General features: G+C 67.1%; 10 protein-coding genes and 3 pseudogenes. 10 read left to right on the forward strand and 3 right to left on the reverse strand.

Going from position 1 to position 14,715, the window contains the following annotated elements; all coding sequences use genetic code 11:
• Window positions 1–58: 58 nt before the first annotated feature.
• The 8 genes and pseudogenes from ACQY5A_RS02935 to ACQY5A_RS02970 all read left to right on the forward strand — a co-directional run.
• Complete coding sequence (locus tag ACQY5A_RS02935) at window positions 59–1,639, forward strand: MinD/ParA family ATP-binding protein (protein WP_428338884.1); 1,581 nt, start codon at window positions 59–61, stop codon at window positions 1,637–1,639.
• Window positions 1,636–3,150, forward strand: coding sequence for a type VII secretion integral membrane protein EccD (gene eccD / locus ACQY5A_RS02940; RefSeq protein WP_428338885.1), 1,515 nt, complete (start codon window positions 1,636–1,638; stop codon window positions 3,148–3,150). The genes ACQY5A_RS02935 and eccD overlap by 4 nt, the downstream gene beginning before the upstream one ends.
• Window positions 3,150–4,775 (forward strand): S8 family serine peptidase, encoded by a 1,626-nt coding sequence (locus ACQY5A_RS02945; protein ID WP_428338886.1) that lies wholly within the window; start codon window positions 3,150–3,152, stop codon window positions 4,773–4,775. The genes eccD and ACQY5A_RS02945 overlap by 1 nt, the downstream gene beginning before the upstream one ends.
• Window positions 4,772–6,502, forward strand: a complete 1,731-nt coding sequence (gene eccE, locus ACQY5A_RS02950; RefSeq protein ID WP_428338887.1) for a type VII secretion protein EccE — start codon at window positions 4,772–4,774, stop codon at window positions 6,500–6,502. Before ACQY5A_RS02945 ends, eccE begins: the two co-directional genes overlap by 4 nt.
• A 44-nt stretch (window positions 6,503–6,546) precedes the next feature.
• Window positions 6,547–6,870 carry a hypothetical protein gene (locus ACQY5A_RS02955; RefSeq protein WP_428338888.1) on the forward strand — a complete coding sequence of 108 codons (324 nt, stop codon included), beginning with the start codon at window positions 6,547–6,549 and terminating at the stop codon, window positions 6,868–6,870.
• 240 nt (window positions 6,871–7,110) lie between these two features.
• Window positions 7,111–7,701: a hypothetical protein gene (locus ACQY5A_RS02960; protein ID WP_428338889.1), complete on the forward strand. Its 591-nt coding sequence runs from the start codon at window positions 7,111–7,113 to the stop codon at window positions 7,699–7,701.
• Window positions 7,702–7,803: 102 nt separating this feature from the next.
• The gene (locus ACQY5A_RS02965) at window positions 7,804–9,171 is read left to right on the forward strand and encodes a type IV secretory system conjugative DNA transfer family protein (RefSeq protein ID WP_428338890.1); all 1,368 of its coding nucleotides are present in this window, start codon (window positions 7,804–7,806) and stop codon (window positions 9,169–9,171) included.
• A 468-nt stretch (window positions 9,172–9,639) separates the two neighbouring features.
• A pseudogene (locus ACQY5A_RS02970) lies at window positions 9,640–10,012 on the forward strand (site-specific integrase); the annotation flags it as partial.
• On the opposite strand, the gene ACQY5A_RS02975 reads toward ACQY5A_RS02970, so the two are convergent.
• Complete coding sequence (locus ACQY5A_RS02975; protein WP_428338891.1) at window positions 9,950–10,831, reverse strand: AMP-binding protein; 882 nt, start codon at window positions 10,829–10,831, stop codon at window positions 9,950–9,952. The pseudogene ACQY5A_RS02970 and the gene ACQY5A_RS02975 sit on opposite strands and share 63 nt — an antisense overlap.
• 451 nt (window positions 10,832–11,282) lie before the next feature.
• Between ACQY5A_RS02975 and ACQY5A_RS02980 the strand changes: the two genes are divergently transcribed.
• Window positions 11,283–12,140 carry a hypothetical protein gene (locus ACQY5A_RS02980; protein WP_428338892.1) on the forward strand — a complete coding sequence of 286 codons (858 nt, stop codon included), beginning with the start codon at window positions 11,283–11,285 and terminating at the stop codon, window positions 12,138–12,140.
• A 260-nt stretch (window positions 12,141–12,400) separates the two neighbouring features.
• Window positions 12,401–13,303 (forward strand): annotated as a pseudogene (locus ACQY5A_RS02985) (alpha/beta hydrolase-fold protein).
• A gap of 88 nt (window positions 13,304–13,391) precedes the next feature.
• Here ACQY5A_RS02985 and ACQY5A_RS02990 read toward each other — a convergent pair.
• Together ACQY5A_RS02990 and ACQY5A_RS02995 are read right to left on the reverse strand one after the other, a co-directional pair.
• Window positions 13,392–13,520, reverse strand: a pseudogene (locus ACQY5A_RS02990) (hypothetical protein); the annotation flags it as partial.
• Between the two features lie 253 nt (window positions 13,521–13,773).
• Window positions 13,774–14,511, reverse strand: coding sequence for a FadR/GntR family transcriptional regulator (locus tag ACQY5A_RS02995; protein ID WP_428338893.1), 738 nt, complete (start codon window positions 14,509–14,511; stop codon window positions 13,774–13,776).
• Window positions 14,512–14,715 lie beyond the last annotated feature (204 nt).

The raw sequence follows: 14,715 nt of genomic DNA on the forward strand, positions 1-14,715 counted from the left end.
GGACCCAAGAACGTGACACATGTCTGATATCGACCATTTACGCCGATAGGATGGCCTCATGCCTGAGCGTCACAGCAGCGAGTCGCACGACGATTCGGCGTCCGCGCTGAACCCGCGACCTGCCGAGGAGACTACGAGTCCGGTCACCCCGGGCCAGCCGCCGCAGCCGCAGTTCGGTGTGTCACCGCTGCCGAGGGAGTCGAGTCGTCCCGGCGAGGGGCAGCCGGTGCCGCCGGAGACGGGTCCGGGCACGTTCGACCCGTTCGCCGCGGAGGAGTCCACCGAGGTCGTCAACCTCGCCGATCTGCGGTCCCGCGCCGCGGGACCGTCCCGGTCGATGCAGCCCGGCTCGCCGCGGCGCTGGGACAGCCCGCCGCCGGGTGGGCACGGCGGGCCGCCGCCGCCACCTGCGCCACCGCCGACCTACCAGTCCGGGCCACCCTCGGGTCCGCAGCCTACGGCACCGCCGACCTACCAGTCCGGCCCACCCTCGGGTCCCCAACCCGCGGCACCGCCGACCTACCAGTCCGGGCCACCTTCGGGTCCCCAACCCGCACCACCGCCGTCGGGCCGCGCAGATGCGCCGCGCCCGGGGGGCCCCGCCGAGGGTGGCGGCCGCTGGAACGACGACCCGCCGCCCGCGGGAGGCTGGGCCGGAGCGGGCGGCTTCGCTGAATCCGGTTCCGCGAACTGGAATTACGTGGACAACATCCGCAGCAGCGAGCTGGTCTCGACCCGCAAGACCCCGCCCGAGCGAGGCTGGCGGTACTTCGTGCTGCGGGCCACCGGCGGGCTGCTCAACTTGGGCCAGTCCCCGGATGAGCGCCGGCAGGACGAACTAGAAGCCAAGGTGTGCTCGCTGCTGCGCGGCCACTACAAGATCGGGGTGCTGGGCAAGGGCGGCACCGGCAAGACCACCATCGCTGCCAGTGTCGGATCGGTGTTCGCCAAGCTGCGCACCGACGACCGGGTGGTAGCTGTCGACGCCGACACCTCGTTCGGCAAGTTGGGCAGCCGGATCGATCCGAAAGCGTCAGGATCGTACTGGGAGTTGGCCGCCGACCGGCAACTGTTCACGTTCGCCGATGTCCGCGCCCGGGTCGGCAGCAACCCCGCGGGATTGTTCGTGCTGGCCGGCGAGCAGGCCACCGCGCGGCGGCGGGTGCTCGAGCCGGCCATCTACCGTGACGCCACTTCTCGGCTGGACAACCACTTCACCATGTCGATCATCGACTGCGGTTCGACGATGGATTCGTCGATCACCCAGGCGGTGCTCAGCGACGTCGACGCGCTGATCGTGGTGTCCTCCCCGTGGCTGGACGGCGCGTCGTCGGCGGGCCAGATCTTGGAATGGCTTGGCAACTACGGATATACGGGTCTGCTGCACCGAACAGTGGTGGTGCTCAACAACTCTGACGGGCACGCCGAGAAGCGCAGCCGACAGGTGCTGGTGGAGCGGTTCAGCAGCCACGGCCAGAAGGTGATCGAGTTGCCGTACGACGAACACTTGCGCCCGGGTGGGGTGATTGATGTGTACAACGAGCTCGGCGCGCTCACCCAACGGCGGCTGCTGGAGATCGCCGCCACCATCGCCGAGCATTTCGCCTCCACCACTGACGCGCCGCGGGAGCGGCGATGACCACGGTGCGCAGCGCCGGGGCGCTCTCGCCGGCGACGGCGGGGACCGATCCCGCGGTCCCCGCGTCGTGCCGGGTGTCACTGCTGGTCGGCGCGTCGCACCAGATCGACCTGGTGCTGCCGGCTGCGGTGCCGCTGGCCGCGCTCACCGACGCCACCCGCGACGCGGTCAACCGGTATCTGCGCACCGCGGGTGCCGACGAATTGCCGCACGGCGCTTACCTGTTCACCCGGGCGGTGGGGGCGACGGCGCTGGCCCCGGAGTTGTCGCTGGCCGCCCAAGGCGTCACCGACGCGGATCTGCTGGCGTTCGTGCCGGCGGATGTCGCCCAACGCTATGAACCCAACATCGAGAACGTCTCGACCGCGATCGCCCGCTGGGCCAGAAACCACTTTCCCACCGTGGCCGCCGGCGACGCCGTGGGCGTGGCGGTGGCGCTGACCATCGCGGCACTGGCGGTGGCGGGCCTGATCATCTGGCGGCTGCGCTGGGCGGGCGGCCCCGGTTGGTTGGCGCCGGCCGTGTTTGCCGCCACGTCGGTGGTGCTGGTGATCGCGGCATGGCTGGCCTCGCGGATGGGGGCGCAGCGGTTCGTGACCGGCGCGATCACCTGGTCGGCGCTGACGGCGGCGGTGGCCGCTGGGGGAGGCGCCCCGCCGGGAGCGCACCCAAGTTCACCGCATGCGTTCCTTGCCGCGCTGGTGGCCGCAGTGGGCGCACTGCTGCTGGCCCGGTTCACCGGCCGCTACTGGGTGGGGGTCTCGGCGGTCATCACCTTGTCGGCCGCGGTGTTCGCCGCGGCGACGGCACGGATGTTTCTCAACATTCCCGGCCAGCGCATCGCGGTGGCGATGCTGGTCGCGGCGCTGGTGGCTTCGCGGGCCGCGCCGGCGGTCGGGCTGTGGATGGCGCGGGTCCCCAAGCAGAGTTTCGGCTCGATCACCGGGCGCGACCTGTTCCACCGCGCACCGGGCCAGCCCGAAGACACGGTGTCGCCGCTACCCGACGCTCCGCATGATGTGACGCTGCGCGGTGAGCAGATCGCCGAGGTCGCGCTGCGCTCCAACCGGGTGCTGACCGGCACCTTGTTCGGCGTGGCGATCGTGCAGGTGGTGGCGTCGTGGATGGCGATCGCCCCCGGTGCCGGTAGCCAGTGGCCGTGCGCGGCCGTGGTCGCGGTGGTAGCGCTGATCTTGGTGTTGCGGGCGCGGGCGTTTCGGGATCGCCGCCACGCGATCACCGTCGTCGGTGGGGCGGCGCTGGCGCTGATCGCGCTGCCGGCGCACTACGGCCTGGTCGGCGGCGCCTCCGCGGCGACCGCTCTGGTGTCCGCGGCGCTGGTGGTAGCCGTTTCGGTGAGCGCGTTGATCGCCGGTGCGGTGGTGCCCTCGCGCATCTTCTCCGAGCCGATCCGGGAAGTGGTGGAGTACTCGGAGTATCTGGCCACCGCGCTGATCATCCCGTTCGCGGCATGGGCGGTCGGGCTGCTGCACTACATCAGGTATCACTGATGCGGCTGCGACGACTGGGCGCCGCGCTGGGCGCGGCGGCGCTACTGAGCGCCCAGGTGCTCGCCGCGCCGGCCGCGCTGGCCATCGCCCCGCCGGTGATCGATCCGGGCGCGTTGCCGCCGGACGGCCCGCCCGGGCCGAGCGAGGAGATGCGCCAGAACGTGGCGTGTGTGAACCCGGTGGTGATCGCCGATCCGAACCTGGGTCAGCCCGCGCCGGGCAACGCGATGCTCAACGTGGCGCAGGCCTGGCAGTACTCCACCGGCGCCGGGGTCACGGTGGGCGTCATCGACACCGGCGTCACCCCGAATCCGCGGCTGCCGGCGCTGTTCCCCGGCGGTGACTACGTGATGGGGCTGCCCAACGGCGGGCTGACCGACTGCGAAAGCCACGGCACCGTGGTGGCCAGCATCATCGGGGCGGCCCCCTCGGATCCGGCCACCCGACCGGTGCCCAAACCGGCCGGTGCAGCGCCACCCCCGGCGCCGCCGGCGGTGGCGGCCAACCCGGCCGCACCACCCCCGACCCCGGAAGCGCCCAAGCCGGCGACGGTGACCGTGACCGCGCCGCCTCCGGCCCCACCACCGCCGCCCGAGGACGGCCCGCAGGCCGGGCCCGACGACCCGTCCGGCGCGCAACCGTTGGTGGGCGGACTGCCGCCCGGCGCCTCCGACGGCATCGTCGGGGTGGCCCCGGATGCGGCGCTGATCGCGATCCGGCAGTCGTCGGTGGCGTTCTCCCCGGCGCACCCCTCGCCGGAGGAGGCCGCCCCGCACCGCAAGGCCGGTGACGTGGTCAGCCTGGCCAAAGCCATCCGGCACGCCGCCGACCTGGGCGTCAAGGTGATCAACGTGTCGTTGGCGTCGTGCATCAACGCCGCCGCCCCGGTCAACCAGGACCCGCTGGGTGCCGCGGTGCGTTACGCCGCGGTCGAGAAAGACGCCGTGATCGTCGCTGCGGCCGGCAACAAGGGCGACCCGCTGACCCCGGACTGCGGCCAGAACCCGGCCTACAACGCGCTCAACCCGCAGGATCCGCGGGACTGGGCCGGAGTGCGCACCATCGTCAGCCCGGCCTGGTTCTCCGACTATGTCCTGTCGGTGGGGGCGGTGACCCCGGAGGGGCAGCCGCTGCCCGATTCGATCAACGGCCCCTGGGTGGGGGTGGCCGCACCGGGCTGGCGAATCATGGGCCTGTCCAGCATCAACGGCGCCCCGGTCAACGCGCTGCCCGGGCACGACCCCGGCACCGGTAACGGGATGTGGGGCACCAGTTTCTCCGCTGCGTATGTGTCGGGGGTGGCTGCGCTGGTGCGGGCCAAGTACCCGACCCTGACCGCGCATCAGGTGATCCGGCGGATCACCGCCACCGCGCACAACCCGCCGCACGGGGTGGACAATCAGGTCGGCTTCGGGGTGGTGGACCCGGTGGCCGCGCTGACCTTTGATGTGGCGGCCGGTGATCCCAAACCGGTGGAGCATCTGACCACCATGCTGCACGTACCCACCCCCCCGCCGGGTCCGGACCTGCGGCCCCGCAACGTCGCGCTGATCGGCGCTGGCGTGGTGCTGCTGGGGGCAGGGATCGTCTTCGCCCTGGTGGGGGTCCGGCGGAGGATGCTGTGAAAGCCCGCACCGTCGCGGTGCGCCCGACCCTGGCGGCGGTGGTGGGCGCCGAGGCGGTCGCGCTGGCGGCGTTCACCGCGTTGCCGCCCGGCTATGCCGGCTGGTGGCCGGCCGCGGTGATCACCGCGGTCGCGATCATCGCGCTGGTGGTGACGGTGCATCGCCGCAACGCCGCGACGTGGGTGGCGGCGAGGGCGCGCTGGCTGCGGGCCCGCCGCACCGCGGTGCCGACCGCGGCGGCGGTCGACATCGCCCAAGGCTCGATCGTGTGCGGGGTCCGCACCGACACCCACGAGGCGATCACGATGATCCGGGTAGCCGGGCGCCCCGATTCGCCCACCTTTCTGCGGACCTCGTCGGTGTCGAAGACCGCCAACCTGCTGCCGCTGGACGTCTTGATCGGGCTGCTGGATCAGCCAGGCGACCTGCACCTGGGCATCGACGTGGTCAGTGCCGGGCACCGGGTGCGCCGCGGCACCGGATATCCCGCGCTCTACAGCACCCTGCTGGCCGACCGCCCGGCTGCCGGGCAGCGCAGTACCCGGCTGGTGGTGCGTCTGGACATCCCCGAGTCGGTGGCCGGGCTGGCGTACCGCCGCTCGATCGGCAGCGCCGCCGCGGCGGCCACCGAACGGATCATCAACGCCCTGTTCCAGGTCGGGGTGCGGGCCAGCGCGCTGGGTGCCGCCGACCTGGACGCCGCACTGGCCGAGCTGGGCGCCGGTCTGGCCGCGCCACCGCCGCCGCAGCCGCTGACCGACGACGAGCCCATCGACGACGGTGAAGCGCTGGACAGGTCCGACGCATTGGTGACCGCGGGCGCGGGCCGCGCGGTGCCGGCCGACCGGGCCAAGCGGGTGCGGACCCCGTCGGACGTGGGGTGGCGGGCCATCGACGCCCACCCGGGTCATTTGAGCAGCTACTACTTCTCACCGGAGGACATCACCACCGCCGCGCTGCACCAGATGTGGGCGCTGCGCACCGATCACGTGGTGCAGACGCTGGCGCTGCGTAAGCAGCCGCACTCCGCGCCGGACGGCGGTGAACAGGTGACGGTGTCGGCGCTGGTGCGCACCAACGACCCGCAGCGGCCCCAGCAGCCGCCGACGCTGTTTTTGAATCCGCTGCCCGGCGACCAGTACGCGGCATCGCTATGGGCCGCGCCGATCGCGCGGCCCCGACTGGCGTTGCCGACGCGAGTGCTGGACAGGCCAGGCGAATTGGAGATCCCGGTCGGGTCGACCGGCATCCTGGTGGGCGCCGCGGTGCATGACGATCCCACGGTGCGCCCGCGGATTCACCGTGACGACTTGGTGATGTGGCCGGTCACCGACCCGCAGCGGGCCACCCGCATCGCGATGGACACCAGCGAGTTCTATATGCGCCAGCTGTTGATCCGGGCCGCGGCCACCGGGGAGCAGATCGCGATCTACTCTCATGACCCGGGCCGCTGGGCGCAACTGGAGCAGCCCAATATCGCTGTGGTACAACGTAATCGGCCTGCGGAGTTCGTGCCCACCGTCATCGTCAACGACCGCCCGGTCAGCGCCCCGTCCACAGGGCTGTCCTCGACCGTGATCACACTGGGCAAGGTCGATCCGCGCGGCCCCGAACCGGACGTGTGGTTCGAGCAGACCTCCCGATCAACGGTGCGGATCATCGCCGGCGATCAGGTGGTGGAAGTCGCCATGGTGGTGTTCCGCCAGGAGCAGGCCTTCACCGGCTAGCGACCGAGGCGCCGAGTACGTCAGAAAGCTGAAAGAGGTTCGCGATGAACGCATCTGAGCATCAGCAGCCGGGCGCACCCACCGGTGAGACGATCGTGTTCTACTCCACCCCGTTCGGTGACACCAAGGACGGACAGCAGAAACTGTTCATGCTGGGCCGCGACGGGATCCCGTTCTATCCGGTGTTTTACAGCCGACAATCGACCATCGACTTCTTCGAGCGGATGAACCGCGCCGGCTACACGATCATCGAGGGCACCATTTCGGCGGTCAAAGACACCATGCGCACGATCGAGCCGCTCAAGAACGCCGGGATCGTCATCGAGCCGTTCGGTGAGCATCCGGTGGAGATCCCGCCCGGTGCCTGACGGGTCGAGCGAAGGCTACCTATTCCCAACCGTTGAGTTGAATTCATCAGCGAAGCGGCAGCTGGAACGCGAGATGGGTCCCTACACCCGACGGGTCGCAATTGCTGTCTGGGTGAGATCGCGGATCGGCGCAAATTCGTGCAGATCCGATGCTGACGGCGGCTTAGTATTGATGAGTGGGCGTCGAGTAGGTCACTCGGGCTCCGGCAGATCAAGTGTGCTTCGTGCGCGGGAGAATCATTGAGCGACAACACGATCCGAATCAGCTACGTCCGAGCGGCGTTTGCGGCGGAGTTGCTCGCTGGATGCCGGTCGTCACTGCTGAAGATCACGGATCTGTTGGATTTTGAGCTCGACGCCGCACAAACCGCACGTCGCCGATCAGGCGGAGACGGCGCGCCGACCGAAACGGTCGACAAGTCGCAACTGGTCGCGGCCGCGCTGTACGCCGAGTGGATCGCCGACGCGCTGCACCGGCAGATCGCCTTCTACGTCGAGCTCGACCAGCGTATCGCGGGGACATTCGATGCGCCGGAGTGGCCGGCGACCGAGTCGGCACGCCCGGCGCCGCCGGAGTGGTCGCAACCGCCGCTGCCGGTACCGCTGACACATGCTCCAAATCCGTTGGCAAGCATTGCAAGGCCATCGGAGTTCCCACCGCCGCGCGCCCAGATCGCGGTGCGGATGCAGGAGATCTTGGATGATCTCGACGATGCGATTCGCGCGATCAACTACTCGCGCCGCGTCCGGTTCCAGGCCGAAATCAGCAACGCAACAATGTATTTGCGGGATTGGGTTGCGGTGTCGGCGGCGGCGTTCGCCGATGACTGAGCTCATCATCACCGGCCGCACTCCCTAAAGACGTTCCACAGCAACGTAGTTGCGCAGAATTAATGCTCGGGCCACCACCTCGATGACGCTGGGGGTCGAAAAATGAACGGCTATCAGCGTGCGGACGACGCGAAGTACCGGCCACCGGCCACCCCGTTCGCCGGATGGGTTGCCGACGCTCGGACCGAGCGGCTGCGGCCGCTGGAGACCGCGCCGCACATCGGTGCGTTCGCCCCGCCGGGCACCGGGAAGACCCGCAAGTGGTTGGCGCAGTCGGCGGTGCTGTGGCCGGGCCCGGCTCTGGTGTCCTCCAGCAAGGACGACTTGATGCAGCTGGTGGCCTCGCGCCGTTACGGCCCGTCGGCTCTGCTGGATCTGCGGCCCATTGCCGCACCGTTCTACCCTGCGGTGTGCGTGCCACACCGTTTCGACCCGACCGCGCTGATCACCACGTTGGCCGATGCGATGGCGGTGGCCGAGACGCTGCTCAGTACGTCGGCGGTGGCGTTGTCGGGCAGCGCATTTCGCAGCGGATCTGACCCGGGGCCGTGGGATCAGCTGGCGTTCGCGCCACTGACCTGCCTGCTGTTTGCGGCCAGCCGGTCGGGGACGGGCCAGGGGATGGAATGGACCCTGGCGGCTTCGGAGAACGTCGCGCCGCCCGGTCTCGGCCCGGGTAGGCAAATGGGCGCCGAACCGTCGTGGGCGGCCGCGGCGGCCTGGACCGACGATCCGCTGTTCGAGGCGCGGGTGCATGCGGTGCTGGATATGGAAGCCAAGCAACGGGATTCGGTGAAGATGACGGTGACCAAGGTGCTGACCGCCTGGCTGCGGACCTCACATCGGGATCGCCGCCTGCCCCCATTGGATCTATCGATTTTCGATGAGCCCGGCGCGACGGTGTATCTGCTCAGTCCCGCCGACGGCACGGTGGCTGCGCAGGCGATCACCGTGCTGGACGCGCTGATCAACCGGCAGCGCCGCAAGGTGGCGGAGTGGGAGGACCACCACAGGGTGGGGATGTTCCTCGACGAGATCACGAACACGCCGCTGCCGCGGCTGCCGCAATATCTCGCGGAGTCTCGCGGTCTGGGTGTGGCGATCTGCTATGCCGCACAGGCGGGTTCGCAGCTGGATGCGATCTACGGCCCGTTGCAGGGCCGGGCGATCCGCGACGTCACCCCGGCGGTGCTGATCATGTACGGCTCGCATGAGCGTGAACTGATGGAGTCGGCGGTGTTCTGGGCCGGCAAGACCACCCGCAGTAGTCAGTCCTACAACCACAACAGCGACGACAAAGCCACCCAGCGCAGCTTCGCGAACGCGCTGGAGCCCGAGGAGTTGTTGCCGCGCAATACCGGTGAGGCGCGGCTGATCCCGCGCGGCACGCCGGGGCAAATGGTGCAGCTGCTCGATTGGGGCGAGTTCTGTTGTTATCTGGACGAATTGCGGGAGGCACGGTGCTCGTAGCTTCGCACGGTCGATGGCGGCTCACCGAGCACCGAGGCGGGTAATTTGTCGGCCGCGGTCGCGCCAAAACGGTGATTTCCGCCTATCGACTGCACCTCGCGCGGTTGACAGACATGGCGATTATCGGCGCATAGTCAGATCGACGGTTTTGGTCGCGTCGCCGGGTACCAGGTGCGGCCCACAGCCATGGATAACAGCAGTTATCCATCAGTAAGTCCGCCATTTTCATCAGATGAATCACAGATGCCGGGCCGGCGTCGATTGGCGCCACTGTGGTGTGGTGGCCAAAGCCCTTGTTGGTCTGTGGGTTTGGGCTCAGAGGTGGTAGGTGGGGGAGTGCCCGTCTGCGGGATGGGGCCGACACGCCGGGCCGAGTGGCGTCAAGGTGATGCGGCTACCTGCGCCGATGTGGTAATGATTCCGGAAATGATTCAATGATTCATTGAGTGAGACAGCCTGGAGGCCGTTTTGCCTGTCGATCTGAGCGGTCGCGTGTATGTGGTCGGTTCGGTTCCGGTGTTGCATCCGGAGGCCCAGACGGTCAACGAGATGCTCGAGGGTTGGCGTAATCAGCAACTGTGCCGCAACTTGGATGCTGACACGGTTGGGGGGCGAGCGCGCCTGGTCGAGCGCTTCATCGAGCACACCAATGAGTTTCCGTGGACGTGGACCCGGAGCATGGTGGAGGAGTTCTTCAGCGATCTGCGCTCGGTGAAGCGGCGAAAGCAGTCGACGGTGCGGGGTTACCAGAATTCGCTGCGGATGTTCTGTTCGTATGTCAGCGATCCCGACTACGGGTGGGATCGGGTTTGCGAACAGCGATTCGGCACCCACCCCCCAATGACTGAACTCCGAGCCCGACGGCGTACAGGCCATATGACCAGCCGGGGTTCGCGCCCCCAAAGACGACGTCCTCGGGGCCAAGCGCCATTACGTGTCGCAAGAACGATTGTAACTGGATCGTCATCGCCCCGTAGGTGTGCAAGCATCCCTTGGGATTACCGGTGGTGCCGGAGGTGTAAATGAGGGTGCCGACTTCGTCGGGCTGGGTGACGACCATCTCGTGCTCGTGGGATGCGGCGTTCATCGCCTCCCACATGTCGACGTCGCTGGCAGGCGGGCCCGAACCGTCAGAGACAGTGAACACCGTCGGCTTGGCGGTCAGCGACTCTTGGACCTTGGCCAGGATGTCGCGGTGGCGGTGGTCTACCAATACGGCACTCGCACCGGAGCTGTCGATGCGGTTCACCAGACCATCGACACCGAAGCCAACGAACAGTGGCACGTAGACCAGGCCCGCGCGCCACGCGGCGATGGCCCCGATGTAGGCCTCCACCTGTTGATCGAGCAACGCAGCCACCCGGTCACCGCGCTTGAGCCCCGAGGCGATGAACACATTCGCCAGGGCCGACGACTCCCGCATCAACTCGTAGTAAGTCCAGCGGCGCACCGCTCCCTCGGGGGTATGCACGCTCAGCGCTAGACGAGATCGATCGGTGGCCCATCGGTCACAGCACTCGTGCGAAAAATTGAGCCCCCGGGAAAGGGGCCAGTCAAGTCGAGATTCAGCGCGAGCGTAGAAGTCGTCGGTCGACAATGTGCGCTCGGCGAGGAGCTCATCCCGCAGTCTCCGGCGAGACTCGCTCAACTCCTCAGTCATCAGCCCGCGGCCAGCACGCGCGTTGTTTCGTCACAGTCGTCCTTCCGCGTCGCGTGATGATGAGCGCTTCGTCAGCATTCGTGACGCACGGTGTCCCAGGCATGCATCTCAGCGACAGCACCCATCCCGTAGACGACAAGCTCAGGAGGCGTCCGCTGCGGGACGCTCGAGTCAGGTCGCGGTTTTCCCCGAAGACGGAACCCACGTCCATCGATTGAAACGTCGCTGCACATGGACATCGGGCCAATTCGCGGTGCCTCGAGCACGGCTGCCAACCGGCCGCGGCCCTTCGACGTTCACGCAGCAGCGGCGTGCCTGCGGATATCGTCTGCTTAGTTCCGTAAGAGGAACCGCGACAGAGTGCGCCGTTATCACGCCCGAAAGCAGCTAAACCCGCGACAATCCGCCGGGCCGACGTACCTGCGCGCCACGACGAGGGAGCATGACTTCGATGTCTGACGACGGCGGTCTGGGCCGGTATGTCGATGATTGGTCGCCCTCGGCCGTCACAGTGCGCGACGTCATCTCACCCCAGCGCGCGCACGACGTGGCGACGACCCTCGACCTCGATCACGACATCGTCGAGGGTTGCCCGCTACCGCCCCTGTGGCAGTGGGCATATTTCCTCGACCGGATTCCGACCTCAGCCCTCGGACCCGATGGCCATCCGCGCGAGGCCCACTTCTTACCTCCGATTCCCAACCGGCGACGGATGTTCGCCGGCGGGCAGAGCACTGTGATCTCTCCGTTAGTCGTGGGAGAGCCAGCGGTGCGCCGATCGGAGGTGGTCGCGCCAACGGTGAAGCAGGCGCGCACGGGAGAATTGTTGTTCGTCACAGTTCGGCACGAGTACTTTCAGCACAACGAGTTGCGGGTGACGGAGGAGCAGGATTTGGTCTATCGCTCCGACGCCGGGAACTCGACGACGTTCTCCCGCGTCACGGAATCGCTTGGGCCGCAGACAACTTCATGGGCCGCGATACCGGAGACGACTCCCGTGCTGCTCTTCCGGTTCAGCGCGCTAACCGGCAACGCCCACCGCATCCATTACGACGAAACGTATACGACCAGAGTCGAGAGCTTTCCAGCGCTGGTAGTTCACGGACCACTGCTGGCGATCTACATGGCGGAGCTGGCGCGCGCCAACGTCGGCCCCGTCCGAACTTTCGACTTTCGGCTAAAACGGCCCATGTTCCTGGGAGACCGGATCCGCGTGCAGGGCGTCCCACAAGACGATCATGAGTCGGCGGCGTTGGCCATTGTGTCCGGCAGCGACGCGGTGCACGCGACCGCGTCAGCGACCTTCTAGCCGCGTCAAGGCCCCGGTGCGCCTTTCGTCAACGAGCCGCTTGTTGGGAATACGTCTACCGGCGGCCGCCGGTATCAACAACTCGCGTGTGTCAATGCGGCACGCAGAAATCTAAATGATATTAAGCTTTCCGGAATAAGGCGCATGATTGCCCTGCCTTGCTCCGCTCTGACGGCAGTTCTCGCCGTGGTGGTTTCTGCTGTAGCCACGGTGCCGCCGACGCACGCCGGCTCCGCACCGAGTTTCCTGGTCGGGTTGATGTGAAAAGTCTGTCGACACTGCTTCGGGTGCTGTGCCTCGCCGTGCTGACGATTGGGTTGTCGGGCGTCACGATGAGGGCCGATTTAGACGGCGCAGCGAAGGCGGCGAACTTCGAGAGCCTGCAGGTGCCGTCGGCGGCGATGGGACGTGACATTCCGGTGGCTTTCTCGGGAGGTGGGCCGCACGCGGTGTATCTGTTGGACGGGTTCAACGCCGCGCCCGACGTCAGCAACTGGGTGACGGCCGGTAATGCGACGAACACGCTTGCCGGTAAGGGAATTTCGGTGGTGGCACCGGCCGGCGGCGCCTACAGCATGTACACCGATTGGGAGCAGGACGGCAGCAAGTAGTGGGAGACTTTCCTGTCCAGTGAGCTGCCAAACTGGTTGGCCGCCAACAAGGGTCTGGCGCCGGGTGGGCACGGCATGGTCGGCGTATCGCAAGGCGGGTACGCCGCAGCAGCGCTGGTCACCTTCCACCCTGATCGATTCCGTTACGCGGGATCGCTGTCCGGATTTCTTGCCCCCGAACGCACCGGAGTGGACGGCGCGATCAGAAATGCCCTACTGCAAGGCGGCGCCGACAGCGGTGCCATGTGGGGTGCGCCTCAGTTGGGTCGCTGGAAGTGGCATTCCCCGAACCAGAACGTCCAGCAGCTGGTGGACAACAACGCCCGGCTATGGGTCTACACGCCGGGAAGCGGGGCCCCGACCGATCAAGGCGCGATGGCCGGCTATGGCGACATCTCGCAAGGCACCAACGCCACGTTTTACTCCCATTACCGAGATGTCGGCGGCCACAACGGCCACTTCGACCTGGGTCGCGGCGGCGGCAACGACTGGCCGACGTGGGGGCGACAGCTAAGCGCAATGTCCAGCGATCTCGCGGCCAACATCCGCTAGCGACCGTCACGAAGACGAGATGCCAAGACTGACAGGGATACGCGGCGCCGCCGCCGTGACGATCGAGCGGTAAAAATTCGAACCTGAACTACTCGCCGGCGTTGCCTAAGTCCGGTGCGTACGAGGGCGGAGGGTAGACGCCCCGAAGGAGCCATGCGAACGCCGAGATGCCGTATTCCAGTTCATCACTCGCGTCGTAGTCCGGATTGGGATTCACCTGACTGACCCTTCATCGCAGAACCTTCGTCAACATCGTGACGTACTCGCAGAGCATATCGCGCTCTGACGTTGGTAAGCCAGCAAAGATAGCGGTCAATCGAATGTGAAATAGAAACGTCTGCGCATGGCGAATCTTGGTCACCCTTGAGTGGCGCGGGTCGAGGTGTTGTGCAGCGCCGGCCGCTGATGATGACGCGCCATAACGCGTCCGTGCGGTACTACGACATGTCCTTTGGTGAAGGCCAGCGCTGTCATTCCAAAAGGTCGACCACCGTGGACATCTCCGCACCCGAAAGCACGTATTCTTCGGCTTTTCGCAGATGCCGTTCCCACAACTCGGCGGCCTTTTCGGCGTCGCCGGCCTTGATCAGGTCCAGCACCATCCGGTGAGTCTTCGAAGCGCGCCGACCCGCCTGTTCGTGGCGTGTGCCGCTGGTGGGCTGCAGGGAACGGTTGGCTGTCTCGATGATGTGATGCAGCATCTCGCTGACCAGCTGCAGCGTTCTATTACCCGAAAGCCTGGCGATCGCGGCATGAAACTCAGTGCGCATATCGACGCCTTGAGCGCCGGGCAGCTGTTTCTCGCGTTCGATCAGGTCGTCAAGCTCGGCGATCACGGCCGCATCGCGCTTCTCGGCGAGGGCCACCACCATCGGCGTTTCCAGTGTGGCGCGCGCGTCGTAGACGTCTTTGAGAGTCACACCCTCGTATTCCAATATCAGTCCGGCATAACCGGCCAGGGTTTCGCGTCGGGGACGGGTGACGCGCGCGCCCCCACGAACTCCGCGCACCACCTCGATCAGGGATTCGGACTCCAGCACGCGATAGGCCTCGCGCAACGTCGGCCGTGACACCCCGAACCGTTCCATCAGATCGGCCTCGGGTGGAAGCATCGTTCCCTCGGCGATTTCGCCGCGAATGAACATCCGACGCAGCTGGTTCGCCACTCGCTCGGCCATCTTTGGTTCTCGGAGATTGACGACCTCCATGAAGACACCTTCTTCTCTGTACCGCGCGGGCGGCGGCGTTATACATATAGTCGATCATCAGATTATCTGATTACTAGCGATGGCAGCGGTGCCAACGCCGCCGTTCAGCGCCCAGATCCGTCCCAATCTGGGTGGGTTGAGTGATGCGCGCAGCCCGTATCGGTTCGCGTTAACCATTGTCAGCATCCGTAGTCAGAACGACAG

It is taken from the genome of Mycobacterium sp. (genome assembly GCF_965277065.1).
GTDB lineage: Bacteria > Actinomycetota > Actinomycetes > Mycobacteriales > Mycobacteriaceae > Mycobacterium.